General features: G+C 63.2%; 16 protein-coding genes. 11 read left to right on the top strand and 5 right to left on the bottom strand.

All coding sequences use genetic code 11. The features are described from left to right. Positions 1-29 precede the first annotated feature (29 nt). The 3 genes from HNQ71_RS26025 to HNQ71_RS26015 form a co-directional block, all read right to left on the bottom strand. Complete coding sequence (locus HNQ71_RS26025; RefSeq protein ID WP_184875785.1) at positions 30-689, bottom strand: peroxiredoxin; 660 nt, start codon at positions 687-689, stop codon at positions 30-32. Between the two features lie 239 nt (positions 690-928). After that, positions 929-1294 (bottom strand): cell division protein ZapA, encoded by a 366-nt coding sequence (locus HNQ71_RS26020; protein WP_184875783.1) that lies wholly within the window; start codon positions 1292-1294, stop codon positions 929-931. A gap of 18 nt (positions 1295-1312) precedes the next feature. Then, on the bottom strand, positions 1313-1585 hold the full coding sequence (locus HNQ71_RS26015) for a DUF4164 domain-containing protein (protein WP_095089347.1): 273 nt from the start codon (positions 1583-1585) through the stop codon (positions 1313-1315). Positions 1586-1847: 262 nt separating this feature from the next. Here HNQ71_RS26015 and tkt point away from each other — a divergent pair, with 262 nt between their 5' ends. The 8 genes from tkt to HNQ71_RS25975 all read left to right on the top strand — a co-directional run bounded on the left by tkt (position 1848) and on the right by HNQ71_RS25975 (position 11402). Continuing rightward, positions 1848-3839: a transketolase gene (gene tkt / locus HNQ71_RS26010; protein ID WP_184875780.1), complete on the top strand. Its 1992-nt coding sequence runs from the start codon at positions 1848-1850 to the stop codon at positions 3837-3839. 47 nt (positions 3840-3886) lie between these two features. Continuing rightward, positions 3887-4054, top strand: a complete 168-nt coding sequence (locus HNQ71_RS26005) for a hypothetical protein (RefSeq protein WP_184875778.1) — start codon at positions 3887-3889, stop codon at positions 4052-4054. Next, positions 4051-5061, top strand: coding sequence for a type I glyceraldehyde-3-phosphate dehydrogenase (gene gap, locus HNQ71_RS26000; protein WP_095089351.1), 1011 nt, complete (start codon positions 4051-4053; stop codon positions 5059-5061). Before HNQ71_RS26005 ends, gap begins: the two co-directional genes overlap by 4 nt. 218 nt (positions 5062-5279) lie before the next feature. Then, a complete protein-coding gene (locus HNQ71_RS25995) occupies positions 5280-7157 on the top strand; it encodes a potassium/proton antiporter (RefSeq protein ID WP_184875776.1) in 1878 nt (625 codons plus the stop codon). A gap of 143 nt (positions 7158-7300) precedes the next feature. Further along, positions 7301-8497 (top strand): phosphoglycerate kinase, encoded by a 1197-nt coding sequence (locus HNQ71_RS25990; RefSeq protein WP_184875774.1) that lies wholly within the window; start codon positions 7301-7303, stop codon positions 8495-8497. A 138-nt stretch (positions 8498-8635) separates the two neighbouring features. Next, the gene (locus HNQ71_RS25985; RefSeq protein WP_184875772.1) at positions 8636-9661 is read left to right on the top strand and encodes a class I fructose-bisphosphate aldolase; all 1026 of its coding nucleotides are present in this window, start codon (positions 8636-8638) and stop codon (positions 9659-9661) included. Positions 9662-9892: 231 nt separating this feature from the next. Next, entirely contained in the window at positions 9893-10615 is a 723-nt protein-coding gene (locus HNQ71_RS25980; RefSeq protein ID WP_184875770.1) for a DUF899 domain-containing protein, read from the top strand. A 70-nt stretch (positions 10616-10685) separates the two neighbouring features. Then, positions 10686-11402 (top strand): SGNH/GDSL hydrolase family protein, encoded by a 717-nt coding sequence (locus HNQ71_RS25975; RefSeq protein WP_184875768.1) that lies wholly within the window; start codon positions 10686-10688, stop codon positions 11400-11402. 28 nt (positions 11403-11430) lie between these two features. Here HNQ71_RS25975 and HNQ71_RS25970 read toward each other — a convergent pair whose 3' ends face one another. Both HNQ71_RS25970 and HNQ71_RS25965 read right to left on the bottom strand, forming a co-directional pair. Beyond that, positions 11431-11592, bottom strand: a complete 162-nt coding sequence (locus tag HNQ71_RS25970) for a hypothetical protein (protein WP_184875766.1) — start codon at positions 11590-11592, stop codon at positions 11431-11433. 113 nt (positions 11593-11705) lie between these two features. Further along, positions 11706-12653 (bottom strand): ring-cleaving dioxygenase, encoded by a 948-nt coding sequence (locus HNQ71_RS25965; protein WP_184875764.1) that lies wholly within the window; start codon positions 12651-12653, stop codon positions 11706-11708. A gap of 309 nt (positions 12654-12962) precedes the next feature. Here HNQ71_RS25965 and HNQ71_RS25960 point away from each other — a divergent pair, with 309 nt between their 5' ends. From HNQ71_RS25960 to HNQ71_RS25950, 3 genes are all read left to right on the top strand, one after another. Next, entirely contained in the window at positions 12963-13130 is a 168-nt protein-coding gene (locus HNQ71_RS25960) for a hypothetical protein (protein WP_184875762.1), read from the top strand. 84 nt (positions 13131-13214) lie between these two features. Beyond that, positions 13215-13805 (top strand): DJ-1/PfpI family protein, encoded by a 591-nt coding sequence (locus HNQ71_RS25955; protein ID WP_184875760.1) that lies wholly within the window; start codon positions 13215-13217, stop codon positions 13803-13805. A 148-nt stretch (positions 13806-13953) separates the two neighbouring features. Next, entirely contained in the window at positions 13954-14364 is a 411-nt protein-coding gene (locus HNQ71_RS25950; protein WP_184875758.1) for a hypothetical protein, read from the top strand. Positions 14365-14389 lie beyond the last annotated feature (25 nt).

The raw sequence follows: 14389 nt of genomic DNA, 5'->3' as shown, positions 1-14389 counted from the left end.
CGAGAAAGCCAAAAACTGTTCCGAAGTGGTCAAGCGGATGGCTGCTTGGTCTTCCTGAGATAGGGCAGGATGGTCTCGTAGGCGCCGAAACGCTTGATTGCATCCTCGTTGGAAACGGCGGCGGTGATGATGACATCCTCCCCCTGCTTCCAGTTCGCCGGCGTCGCCACCTGGTGTTTGGCGGTCAGCTGCATGGAATCGACCGCGCGCAGGATCTCGTCGAAGTTTCGGCCCGTGGTCATTGGGTAGGTGAGCACCAGCTTGATCTTCTTGTCCGGTCCGATGACATAGACCGAGCGCACCGTGGCGTTGTCGGCGGGCGTGCGGCCCTCCGACGTCTCGCCGGCGCCGCCCGGCAGCATGTCGTAAAGCTTGGCGACCTTGAGGTCCCTGTCGCCGATCAGCGGATACTTCACCGAATGGCCGGTCGCCGTCTTGATGTCGTCCTGCCATTTGCCATGGCTTTCGACCGGATCGACCGAGATGCCGATGATCTTGACATTGCGCTTCTTGAACTCGCCTTCCAGCCCGGCCATCGTGCCAAGCTCGGTCGTGCAGACCGGGGTGAAATTCTTCGGGTGGCTGAATAGGATCGCCCAGCCGTCACCGATCCATTCATGGAACTTGATCGTCCCTTGCGTGGTCTCGGCGGTGAAGTCCGGCGCGATGTCGTTGATACGAAGGCTCATGACACATCTCCCCTGAAACAAATCCTGCCAGCAGAGAGGGCAGCAGGCGGCAAACCATGCCGCCATCAAGGCGTCCCCACGCTCCGGCATTGCTGCATCTTAGCGCAAAAATCGTGGCGGCGAGATAATATGAAACTCTTGTCGGCGGCAGAACGAGCATTTTTGTGCTGCCGACGGCAACGCCAGCGCGTGCGAGCCACGAGCCACGTGTGGTGTGGGCAGGAAGGCTCCGTGCCGCCTCAGGCCTTGTTGACCGCCAGCGTCTCAGCCAGATCTTCCATGCGCTGCGCCAGCGCACCAAGCGCATTGGTCAGCACGCTGTCGTTCTTGTCGGCCTTGGTCAGCGCATCGTCGCGCGTCTTGCGCAAGGTCAGCACTTCGCTTTCCATGCCCTTGACACGCTTCTGCAACTCCGAGAGCTCGTCCATCACCATGATGCCGGCCATGACGGTCAGCCGCTGGTCGCCGATCTCGCCAAATGAGTCCTTCAGATGCAAGACATAGCGGTCGAAGCGTTCGGCAAGATCGATCAGATGCTCTTCCTGGCCTTCGTCGCAGGCCATCCGATACTGCTTGCCGTCGATGGAAACCGTGACTTGTGCCATGAGCCTACCTGTCCAGCCCTATCTGTCCAACACAGCCCGGATGGTTTCCATGGCGGTCACCAGCCGTCGCGACACTTCCTTGTTGGCGTCTTCCAGCCTTTCGGCGCGCGCTTCGGAATTGTCGAGTTCTTGCGCCAGCCGGGATCTATCGGCATTCATCCGCTGCACCTCGGCCTCGGCTTCCGAGTAATCGCGTTCATGCTCGAGCTTGGCCGCGACGGCATTTTCCAGCCCCTCGATGGCCTTACCCAGCCTGGAGATGACTTCCTTGAGAGTGGTTTCCCCGGTCATGGCCTTCGTCCTGTGCCCTGCCCATCACCGAATCGTTCGCGTTCAGAACGCGTTATCCGCGAAACATTAGGCACCGGGTGAAGGCAACGTCAACAAAGCTCTCGCGACTGTCCCCTGCTAACGCTAATGTAGGCCCGCCGCCGGCATCACAACGCCGGCAAATACGCACCGATTTGTTGACTAAAAGCCCGCGCCTGCTATGTGTCGCGCACCCTCTTCCAGGGCTCTCCCCAGCCCCCAAACCCCCATTTCTGGAGGAACCATGACGTCGCGTGAACAACATGACCGGATGGCCAATGCGATCCGTTTTCTCTCCATGGACGCCGTCGAGAAGGCTCAGTCCGGCCATCCCGGCCTGCCCATGGGCTGCGCCGACATCGCCACGGTGCTGTTCACACGCTTCCTGAAATATGATCCCAAGGCCCCGCACTGGCCCGACCGCGACCGCTTCATCCTGTCGGCCGGTCACGGCTCGATGCTGCTCTATTCGCTGCTGCATCTGACCGGCTACGAAGACATGACCATCGACCAGATCAAGCATTTCCGCCAGTTGGGCTCGAAGACCGCCGGCCACCCTGAATACGGTCACGCCACCGGCATCGAGACGACGACCGGCCCGCTCGGCCAGGGTCTCGCCAATTCGGTCGGCTTCGCGCTCGGCGAGCGCATCATGAACGCCGCCTTCGGCAACGACCTCGTCAATCACTACACCTATGTGCTGGCCGGCGACGGCTGCCTGATGGAAGGCGTCAGCCAGGAGGCCATCGCGCTTGCCGGGCACCTCAAGCTCAACAAGCTGATTGTCTTCTGGGACAACAACAACATCTCGATCGATGGCCCGGTGTCGCTCGCCGACAACACCGACCAGGTTGCCCGCTTCCAGGCTTCCGGCTGGAACGCCAGCCACATCGACGGCACGGATCCGGAAGCGATCGCCTATGCCATCGAAGCCGCCCGCCATTCCGACAAGCCGACGATGATCGCCTGCAAGACGACCATCGGCTTCGGCGCGCCGACCAAGGCCGGCACCAACAAGGCGCACGGCTCGCCGCTCGGCGCCGACGAGATTGCCGGCGCGCGGAAGTTCTTCAACTGGGATTCGCCGCCCTTCGAGATTCCGGCCGACATCCTCGACGCCTGGCACACCGCCGGCCAGGCCGGGGTTAAGGCACGCACCGACTGGGAAGGCCGCCTCGCCAAGGCCGAAACCAAGCTGAAGGCTGAGTTCGAACGCCGCATCGCCGGCAAGCTGCCGTCCAACTTCGACGCCGTCATTGCCGACTACAAGAAGAAACTCGCGGCCGACAAGCCGAAGGTCGCCACCCGCAAATCGTCCGAGATGGCGCTGGAGGTCATCAACGGCGCAGTGCCCGAGACCATCGGCGGCTCCGCCGACCTGACCGGCTCCAACAACACCAAGACCAGCCAGACCAAGAACATCACGCCGGACGACTATGGCCAGCGCTATGTCCACTACGGCATCCGCGAGCATGGCATGGCTGCCGCACTCAATGGACTGACGCTGCATGGCGGCCTGATCGCCTACGGCGGCACCTTCATGTGCTTCTCCGACTATGCCCGTCCGTCGATGCGGCTGGCCTCGCTGATGGGCATCCGTTCGATCTTCGTCATGACCCACGATTCCATCGGTCTGGGCGAAGACGGGCCAACCCACCAGCCGGTCGAGCATCTGGCGGCATTGCGCGCCATTCCCAACCACAATGTCTTCCGTCCCGCCGATGCGGTGGAAACCGCCGAATGCTGGCAGATCGCTCTCGAGTCGGAAAAGACGCCTTCGACCTTGGCGCTGACCCGCCAGAACCTGCCGACGGTGCGCACGGAATTCTCGGCCAAGAACCTGAGCAGCCAGGGCGGCTACGAACTGGCCGCGGCCAGCGGCGAGGCCGCGGTGACGATCTTCGCCAGCGGCTCCGAAGTCGAGATCGCGCTTGCCGCCCGCGAGTTGCTGGAAAAGCACGGTCATCCGACCCGCGTCGTGTCGATGCCTTGCTTCGAATTGTTCGACAAGCAGAGCGACGACTACCGCAAGAAGACGATCGGCAACGCGCCGATCAAGATGGCGATCGAGGCGGGCATCCGCCAGGGCTGGGATCATCTCATCGGCTCCGACGGCATCTTCATCGGCATGACCGGCTTCGGCGCCAGCGGCACCATCGAACAGCTCTATCCGCATTTCGGCATCACCGCCGATGCAGCCGCCAAGGCAGCGGAAGCCCGTTTGCACGGCAAGTAAGGCCTTGCATGTCGCCCAAAAGCGCATCGTGGTTTTGGGACAACGACATGCCGAAGCAAAAATGCCCCGGCGAAACCGCACAAAGCGATTTCGCCGGACTGGCCCAACCTAATCGATTTAAATCCATGTCGCTGCGGCTGGATTCTTTCCGCTTCCGCCGCTATGAAGCTGCGGACCCATCGTCTGCCCTCCAGCTCCCCGGGAGAGAAAAATGACCGTCAGAGTTGCCATCAACGGATTCGGCCGCATCGGCCGCAACATCCTGCGCGCCATCCATGAATCAGGCCGCAAGGACATCGACGTCGTCGCCGTCAACGACCTCGGCCCGGTCGAGACCAATGCCCATCTCCTGCGCTTCGACAGCGTGCATGGCCGCTTCCCGCACGAAGTCTCGGTCTCCGGCGACCAGATCACCGTCGGCAAGGAAAAGTTCAAGGTCACCGCGATCAAGGATCCGACGCAGCTGCCGTGGAAGGAACTGGGCGTCGACATCGCGCTCGAATGCACCGGCATCTTCACCGCCCGCGACAAGGCCGCCGCGCACCTGACCGCCGGCGCCAAGCGCGTGCTGGTCTCCGCGCCCGCCGAAGGCGCCGACCTCACCGTCGTCTACGGCATCAACCACGACAAGCTGACCAAGGACCACATCGTCATCTCCAATGCGTCGTGCACCACCAACTGCCTGGCGCCGCTGGCTGCCGTGCTGCACGAGACGGTCGGCATCGAAAAGGGCATGATGACGACGATCCACTCCTACACCGGCGACCAGCCGACGCTGGACACCATGCACAAGGATCTCTACCGCGCCCGCGCCGCCGCCTTGTCGCAGATCCCGACCTCGACCGGTGCCGCCAAGGCGATCGGCCTCGTCCTGCCCGACCTCAAGGGCAAGCTCGACGGCATCTCGATCCGCGTGCCAACCCCGAACGTCTCGGTCGTCGATTTCAAGTTCATCGCCAAGCGTCCGACCACCGTCCAGGAGATCAACGACGCGGTCATCGCCGCTTCCAACGGCAAGCTGAAGGGCATTCTCGGCGTCACCCATCACCCGAACGTCTCGATCGACTTCAACCACGATCCGCGCTCCTCGATCATGGCGCTCGACCAGACCAAGGTCATGGACGGCAACTTCGTTTCGGTGCTGTCCTGGTACGACAATGAATGGGGCTTTTCCAACCGCATGGCCGACACGGCGGTCGCTTTCAGCAAGACCATCGCCTGATCGCAGCGCTTTCTCTTCGAGACCTGGAACGCCCGGCTTTGCCCGGGCGTTTTTCATGAGATCGCCATGCGCCTTCTCAAATTGTGCCCCGAACGCCAAAACGCTCGAAAATCAGCGGCATAGGGCAAAAAACCACCCCGCCGCCTTGCACTGGTCACGTCTTCGCCCCACTCTGCCGTAAACCAGGAGACAGACGAATTTGAGGGGCTGATTTCAGGATGGAGCATGCGATCTATCTCGTCACGCTGGTCGGCACTGCACTCGTCGTCGCCGCCGCGTTTTCGAGCCTGATCGCCTTCCGCTTCGGCGCCCCGCTTCTGCTTCTGTTTCTCTGCATTGGATTGGCCAGCGGAACCGACGGCCTCGGCATCCAGTTCGACAACGCCCGCATCGCTTATTTTGCCGGCTCACTGGCACTGGCCGTCATCCTGTTCGATTCCGGTTTCGGCACGCCGCTCAACGCCTTGCGGCAGGCGGCGGGGCCGGCGCTGTCGCTGGCAACCGTCGGTGTGCTTGTGACCACCGGCCTGTTCGGCGCCGCCGCCCACTACCTGCTTGACCTCACCTGGCTGGAATCCTTCCTGCTTGGCGCCGCCGTCGCCTCCACCGATGCCGCGGCGGTGTTCTTCCTGCTGCGCGCCGGCGAGATCAATCTGCGCGAACGCGTGCGCTCCACGCTCGAGGTGGAATCCGGCACCAACGACCCGATCGCCATTTTCCTGACCATCACGCTGGTCGAAATCATCGCCGCCCATGCCAACCCCGAAGCCAATGTCCTGCTCACCAGCCTGGCGTTCGGCTTTCTCCTCAACATGGGCCTCGGCGCCGTCGTCGGCGCGCTTGGAGGCCTCGCCATCGTGCGCCTCGTCGACCGGCTCAATCTCGACCACGGCCTGCTGCCGATCTTCGTGCTGACCCTGTCGCTGATGATCTTTGCCGCCGCCGGCGCCATCGGCGGCTCGGGCTTCTTGGCGGTCTATATTGCCGGCCTGATCGCCGGTAATTCCGACATTCGCGCCGTCACCATTCTGAAACGCTTCCAGGACGGCATGTCGTGGCTGGCGCAGATCATCATGTTCCTGATCCTCGGCCTGTTCGCGACGCCGTCACAATTTCCGGCGATCATGGTGCCGGCGGCAGCGCTCGGCCTGTTCCTGATGTTTGTCGCCCGCCCGATCGCGGTCTGGCTCTGCCTGATCCCGTTTCGCTTGCCGCGCCCCGAAGTCGCCTTCGTCTCCTGGGTCGGCCTGCGTGGCGCGGTGTCGATCCTGCTCGCCATCACACCGCTGCTCGGCGGTTTGGAGAACGGCCGTATCATCTTCAACACCGCCTTCATCATCGTGCTGGTCTCGCTGGTCATCCAGGGCTGGACGGTCGGGCCGCTGGCGCGCCGTCTCGGCCTGATCGTGCCGGCGCGGCTCGGCCCGCTGGACAAGGTCGAACTGGAACTACCGGGCTCGGCCCATCACGAGCTTCTTGCCTATCGCGTAGCACACGGCAGTCCGGTGGCGCGCGGCGAGCGCATTCCGCGCTGGGCACGGCCCTCGCTGGTGCTGCGCGACGGGCGCTCGATGCGCTTCCAGGACATGGGCAGGCTCGCCGCCGGCGACCAGGTCTATATCTTCGTGCCGGATCGCTATCCGCGCCTGCTCGACAAGCTGTTCGCCAGCCGCGCCGTGGTCGATCCCGAGGATGCGGATTTCTTCGGCGCCTTCGCCGTGGACCCGGCGCGCTCAGCCGCCGAACTGGAAGCCGCCTATGCGCCCGGCCTGACCGAAGCGGAACAAAAGCTCACCGTCGGCGCGCTGGTCACGGCGCGGCTCGGCGGACATGCCGAATATGCCGACCGCGTGCTGCTCGGTCCGATCGAGCTGATCGTCCGCGACGTCGACGACAAGGGCAAGATCATGGGCCTGGGCCTTTCCTTCGAGCCAACCGCGCCCGTGGCGCGCGTGCCGGTTTTCCTGAGCGCCGGCGAAATCGGCGACCGGCTCTCTGCCTTTATCCGCAACTGGCGCAAACCGACCGAGACGCAATTGGCAGAGGCGCGGGCGGACGAGAAACCGGCGGCGGAAAAGGCAGCGACCGAGAGCTGACACGGCGATTGCGGTGCTGCCCTAATCCGCCTGCCGGCACGGCCTTGGTCCCGCCTTCAAAATTTCGTCGCGAGCCCAGCCTAAGCCTTGCATCATCGTCGGCGCGGGGTATGGTCCCCCGATTTTTCGCGAAAGGAACCTGCATGGCCGCCTTCAAGACCCTGGACGACATCGGCAACATCAGCGGCAAGCGCGTGCTGGTGCGCGTCGACCTCAACGTGCCTGTCGCCGACGGCAAGGTCACAGACGCCACCCGCATCGAACGCATTGCGCCGACCATCGCCGAGCTCTCTGGCAAGGGCGCCAAGGTGATCCTGCTCGCGCATTTCGGCCGTCCCAAGGATGGCCCCTCGCCGGAACTTTCGCTGGAGCCGATCGCCAGGGCGACCGCCGATGTGCTTGGCCGTCCCGTCGGCTTCGCCAGCGATTGCGTCGGCGACACGGCGGGAAGCGCCATCGCCGCCATGGACAAGGGCGACGTGCTGCTGCTCGAAAACACCCGTTTCTACAAGGCCGAGGAAAAGAACGATCCGGCCTTTACCGAAAGGCTCGCCGCCTGTGGCGACATCTTCGTCAACGACGCTTTTTCCGCGGCGCACCGCGCCCACGCCTCGACGGAGGGGCTGGCGCGTCTGTTGCCGGCCTTCGCCGGCCGCACCATGCAGGCCGAGCTCGAGGCGCTGGAGAAGGGTCTGGGAAATCCGGTCCGTCCGGTGGTTGCCATCGTCGGCGGCGCCAAGGTCTCGACCAAGATCGACCTGCTGATGAACCTGGTGAAGAAGGTCGACGCGCTGGTCATCGGCGGCGGCATGGCCAACACCTTCCTCGCCGCGCGCGGCACCGATGTCGGCAAATCGCTGTGCGAGCATGATCTCGCGGGCACCGCCAAGCAGATCATGATCGAAGCGGCCGAGGCCGGCTGCGCCATCATCCTGCCGGTCGACGGTGTCGTCGCGAAGGAATTCAAGGTCGGTGCGGCCTGCGAGACCGTCGCCATCTCGGAGGTGCCGGCCGACGGCATGATCCTCGATGTCGGCGCCAAAACGGTGGCGACCATTGGTGAATGGATCGACCGCGCCGCGACGCTCGTCTGGAATGGCCCGCTCGGCGCCTTCGAGATCGCGCCCTTCGACCATGCGACGGTGGCGGCGGCGAAGCACGCAGCGGCACGCACCAAGGCCGGCAAGCTGGTTTCGGTTGCCGGCGGTGGCGACACGGTGGCGGCACTCAATCATGCCGGCGTCGCCGACGACTTCACCTATGTCTCGACCGCCGGCGGCGCTTTCCTGGAATGGATGGAAGGCAAGCCGCTGCCCGGCGTCGACGTGCTGAAGCACTGAAAAAGCAAACAACCCGATCAACTCTAAAGAGGCAACCGGGGCTCTCATGACTTTCAATCGATTCGAGCTTTCCGATGCCATTCCTTTGGCGGTAGACTTCCGTTAAGCGCGGAAGACAACCGTTTCAGGAGAAGCAGAATGAGCGAACGTCTCGAAGACATTGCCGCCGCGATCGTGGCCGATGGCAAGGGCCTGCTGGCCGCCGACGAAAGTTCCGGCACCATCAAGAAGCGCTTCGACGTCATTGGCGTCGAATCGACTGCCGACAGCCGCCGCGACTACCGCGAGATGATGTTCCGCGCCAGGGAGGCAATGACCCGGTACATTTCCGGTGTCATCCTCTACGACGAGACGATCCGCCAGAAGGCCGCGGACGGTACGCCGCTGGTCGATATCATCAAGGCGGCCGGCGCCATCCCCGGCATCAAGGTCGATGCCGGCGCCAAGTCTCTGGCCGGTTTTCCCGGCGACACCGTCACCGAGGGCCTCGACGGCCTGCGCGAGCGCCTCGCCGACTACTACAAGCTCGGCGCCCGCTTCGCCAAATGGCGCGCGGTGATCGACATCGACACCGGCAAGGGCGTGCCTTCGGCCAATTCGATCAGCTCGAACGCCCATGCGCTCGCCCGCTATGCGGCACTTTGCCAGGAAGCCGGCATCGTGCCGATCGTCGAGCCGGAAGTGCTGATGGACGGCGCCCACGACATCGACACCTGCTACGCCATCTCGAAGGCGACGCTGATCAAACTCTATGACGAGCTTCATGCGGCACGCGTCGTGTTGGAGGGGACCATCCTGAAGCCCAACATGGTGCTGGCCGGCAGGAAATCCGGCAAGGTGAGCAGCCCTGAAGAAGTCGCGGAAATGACCATAAAGCTGTTCCGCGAGACCGTGCCGGCTGCGGTGCCGGGCATCGCCTTCCTCTCCGGCGGCCAGGAGGACGAGGAAGCGACCGCGAACCTCAACGCCATCAACGCCATCGGGCCGCACCCGTGGAAGCTGACCTTCTCCTATGGCCGCGCCCTGCAGGCCGCGCCGCAGAAAGCCTGGAGCGGCAAGGCCTCGAACGTCGCCGCCGGCCAGGCCGCCTTCACCCATCGCGCCCATATGAACCATCTGGCCGCACTTGGGAAATGGAAGGCGAGCCTGGAACAGGCCGCCTGATCAGGGCTTTCCGTCTTCCTTCGAACCCGGGCCGCTGTGCCCGGGTTTTTTGTTTGTGGTTTGCCTAGGCTTGGGCCGGCGCGCCTGCATTCCTACTTCCTCTCCGGCGCTGGAGCGTGACCCCGAAAACCGGAATCCAGTTTCGGAAGAAGATCATGCTCAACAAACAGCCGACGATGTCGGTTTTCGCCCGTCCCGAACGTCCTTGGGATGACAGACAGGGAGAGGTTCATGCATCGCAACAAGGTCGTTTCGCGCGAAGATTGGTTCCAGGCGCACAAGGCGCATCTGGCGCGCGAGAAACAACTCACCAAACTTCGCGAGCGCATCGCCGCCGAACGGCGTGAACTGCCCTGGCTGAAGATCCGGAAGGACTATGTCTTCGAGACCGGGCAAGGGCCGAAAAGACTGGCGGACTTGTTTGCCGGCAACAGCCAGTTGATCGTCTACCACTTCATGTTCGGGCCGGGATGCAACCATCATTGCGAGGGCTGCTCGTTCCTTGCCGACCATATCGACGGCGCCAACCAGCACCTCAAGCATCACGACGTGTCGCTGGTGGTGATCTCGCGGGCGCCCCTGGCCGAATTGCTGCCCTACAAGCAGCGCATGGGCTGGAAGTTCGACTGGGTGTCGTCCTATGCCTCGGATTTCAACTTCGACATGCAGGTCTCCTTCACCGACAGACAGATCGCGGCTGGCGATACCACTTACAATTTCGAGACCAGTCCCCGGACGTCGAAGGAGCTTCCCGGCACCAGCGTTTTCTACCGAGACGAGAACGGCGACATCTTCCTCACCTTCATGTCGCGCGCCCGCGGCGGCGAAACTCTGATCGGCACCTATGATTATCTCGACATGACGCCGAAGGGCCGCAACGAAACCGGCCCCTATCATGGCCTTATGGACTGGGTGCGGCTGCACGATGAATATGGCGACCGGTCTGGAGAGTAGGAGACCTGTTGCGATTAGCTTGTCGGCTCCGGTCTTTCACCTCAGGCGCAACATGCGCTAAAGGATGCGCATGCAGCGCCCTCTCGCCCTTCTCACCTGGCTCGCCTACCCGGTCTATGTCTGGCAAGGCCTTGGCGTTCGCCGACGCACGACGCGCATGCTGCCGGCACAGGGTCCGGTCATGCACGATCTCTCGGGCAACGCGCCGGCGATCTCGCTTCTGGTGCTGGGGGATTCCTCGGCCGCTTCGGTTGGCATCGGCAACTCGGAAAACGGACTTGCCGCGCAACTCGCCGTGCTGATTGCGCAGAACACCGGCCGCGCCGTGCGCTGGCGGGCCGCCGGCTTCAATTCGGCAACGTCGGGCCATATCCGCGACCATGTCCTGCCCAATCTGTCGGCCGATCCGTGGACTCATATCGTGCTCGCCATCGGCACCAACGACACCAAGAATTTTCACTCGGTGCCGCGTTTCAAGAAGGAGTTCGGCGGCCTGCTCTACGCGCTGCGCGCCAAATGGCCGGAAGCGCGAGTGGTGTGGTCGCCGGTTCTGGAGTTTACGCGGGCACCGGCCATGCCGTCGCTGCTCGGCAAGATCCTGGAGATCCGCGCCACGGCGATGAACCGTATGGGCGAACGCCTCTGCCTGGAACGAGGCGCGGTACCGGCGCCACGCCTGCCGATCACAAATCCTGAAGAAGGCTTTGCCTCCGACGGTTTTCACGCCTCGGAAGCCGGCTACCGGGCCTGGGCCGAGCACCTCGTCGGTCTGGTGCTGGCCAGTTGAACCGGGGCTGGGCTTACCTGGCGCGGGCCTATGTCCAGTGTCCGAGCACGGCTGTTAGGGAAATTGCCGCCATCGCCAGCAGCGCGAGCTTCCAGAAGTCGCTGCGCCGCTTCAGCCCCGGCCAGCCGAGCGGCTTGATCAGCTGGATGACCATGATGCCAACAATGACGAGCGCGAGGAGTTTCGACATGCCGCCTTTGACCAGCAACTCGGCCGGCTGTCAAAGCACGTCGTCGTTGCCCGAGAAGAATGGCGCCGCGATCCCGAACCGGAACGCGGCGCCCGCCTTGACTGAGAAACGATCTACTTCAGCGGCTTGAGGCCGGCCTCGATCGAAGCGCGCTTCGGTTCAAGGAACGGCGGCAGGGCCAGCTTTTCACCCAGTGTCTCCAGCGGCTCGTCGGCGGTGAACCCCGGCCCATCGGTGGCGATCTCGAACAGGATGCCGTTCGGCTCGCGGAAGTAGAGCGAACGGAAGTAATAGCGCTCGACCTCGCCGCTCGATGGCAGCCGGAATTCGGCCAGCCGCGCCGTCCATTGATGCAGCGTCTCCTGGTCCGGCGCCCTGAAGGCGACGTGATGGACCGCACCCGCACCTTGCCTTGCCGGCGCCAGTCCCGGCTGCACCAGGACATGAAGCTCCGCCGCCGGTCCGCCCCCGCCCATTTCGAAGACGTGAACCTGACCTTCCGGCGAGGCATAGTCACGGGCCTTGCGCATGTTCATCACCTGCGTCACCACCGCCTCGGTGTTGGTGATGTCGGGAACGCTGATGACAATCGGCCCGAGCCCCCGGATCTGGTGCTCGGCCGGCACCGGGCTTTGCGCCCAGGGATGGCTGTCGCCCTTGCCGCCATCGCTGACCAGACGCAGACGCTGGCCCTCGGGATCCTCGAAATCCAGGCTGGGGTAGCCGCCGATGTCGGCGATCTCGCTCGTCGCGATGTTTTCGCCGCTCAGGTGCTGCTTCCACCAGGCAAGGCTTTCCTGGCTGCCGACCCTGAGGCTGGTCCGCACGATGCTGTGGGTGCCCCGCCGCTCATGGCCAACCGGCCAGTCGAAGAAGGTAAGATCGGTGCCCGGTGTCGCTTCGCCGTCGGCATAGAAGAGGTGGTAGGCCGAGGTGTCGTCCTGGTTCACCGTCTTCTTGACCAGCCGCAACCCCAGCAGCCTTGTGTAGAAATGAAGATTTCCAGGCGCATTGGCTGTGATGGCGGTCAGATGGTGAATTCCTGTCAGTTGCAGGCTCATGGTCGTCTCCCTGTTTTTGGGGAATAATTTTCTCCCTCCATATCAGAACTTCGGCCGCGTCGCTGAAGACCGCGTATCCTGACAGTCCGTCGCTCGGGACTGAACAATCAAGACTCGACCGGTATTCCAACGGTGAACAATCCCGGCCGTGCAAGCTTCTTTCGGGCTACGTTTGGATGCCGCGAAAACAATGCTTCCCTCGCAACAAACACCGATCGCAACTATCGTCCGGGCCCTGCCACCCTCCTGACAGACTGCTGTCAGGAGGGGTATGCGATACTGCCTCCAGTTAAAGAGAGGAGACTAGCTATGAACGGTTCCACCATTCTACGCGGCATGCAGCACTATGTCGGCAAGATACGGACGATGCGCAACGAGATCCGCGCCCAGCGGTTCATGAACTCGCTGCCGGCAGACATTCGCAAGGATATCGGCTGGCCGGACATGTATGCCGAGCGTCGCTACCGCGGCAATTGAGACGAATTTTTCGACACAGCGGTTGGAAGTGGGCGTCCCAACGCCCAGATAACAACTCCGGCGCGCGAGGGATGGAGCGAGCTCATGCCCGAACAGAAGCAGATCGGCTTTCTTTTCATCGACGGCTTTGCCGACTGGGAATATGGGCTGCTGGCGGCATCGACGGTCGAATGGTTCGGTGCGCGCACCGTATCGCTGACGCCCGGTGGCAAGCCGGTGACCGGGATCAGCGGTTTTCGGCTGACACCGGACCGCTCTGCTGAAGCTCGGGAGAATGCCGATCTCGACGCCATCGTCGTCATCGGCTCCGACCAGTGGGCAGGCAAGGCGCCACCGGATGCGGCAGAACTGCTCACCGCTGTTGCGTCGCGCGGCGGCGTCGTTGGCGGTATCTGCGCCGGCACGTTGGCGCTGGCCCGAGCCGGCCTGTTCGAGAAGGCCAAGCATACCAGCAATGGCCGCGATTGGATCAATAGTCATGAAGCCGGCTATGCCGGCGACGGCAACTATCAGGACGTGCCGCATGCCGTTGCCGACGGCGCTGTGGTTTCCGCGCCGGGCTCGGCGCCGGGCACCTTCGCGCTCGCCATTCTGAAGACGCTCTATCCGGAAAAAAGCAGCGATCTTGCGCAGATGCGGACGCTGTTCGCCAAGGAGTATGCTGAAGCCTCCTGACAGTATGCTGTCAGGATGGACGTGCAATAGGTGTCGCTATTCGGGAGAAACGCATGGCTTCCATTGCTGCAAAAACCTCGGGCTGGTTCGAGATTCCCGGCACTGACATTGACAGGGCGAGAGTCTTCTATGGGAGGGGCCGCGCGGAATGGTGAAGAGCTGGAACGACAGGCTGAATACGCCTGGCATCAACGGCGTGAAGCCGACGCCGCGCACGATGGGCGATGTGATCGAGGGTCAGCCGATGCTGGTGCCGACCGCTCGTCAGGTCGATGATTTCATCCGCTCGATTCCGGAAGGCGTCGAGATGGATGTCTGCGCGCTGCGCACGGCACTTGCCATCGAGCACGGCGCCGAAGTGACATGCCCGGTCACCATCGGCTATCATCTGCGGACTGTTGCCGAGGCCGCCAACGAGGATCTCGAGCGCGGCATGACGTTGAGCGATATTGCGCCGTTCTGGCGCGTGCTCGACGCGAACACGCCGACCACGAGAAAACTGTCCTTTGGCGCGGCATTCGTCGCCGCGCAGCGCAAGCGCGAAGGGCTGAAACCATGATGCATGCCGCCCCAAAAGTGTTCTG

The sequence above is a fragment of the Mesorhizobium sangaii genome, from assembly GCF_014207355.1.
In the GTDB taxonomy this organism is placed as follows: domain Bacteria; phylum Pseudomonadota; class Alphaproteobacteria; order Rhizobiales; family Rhizobiaceae; genus Mesorhizobium; species Mesorhizobium sangaii.
Note: the sequence above shows the minus strand (reverse complement) of the source record. Positions and strands in the feature narration are given on the sequence as shown.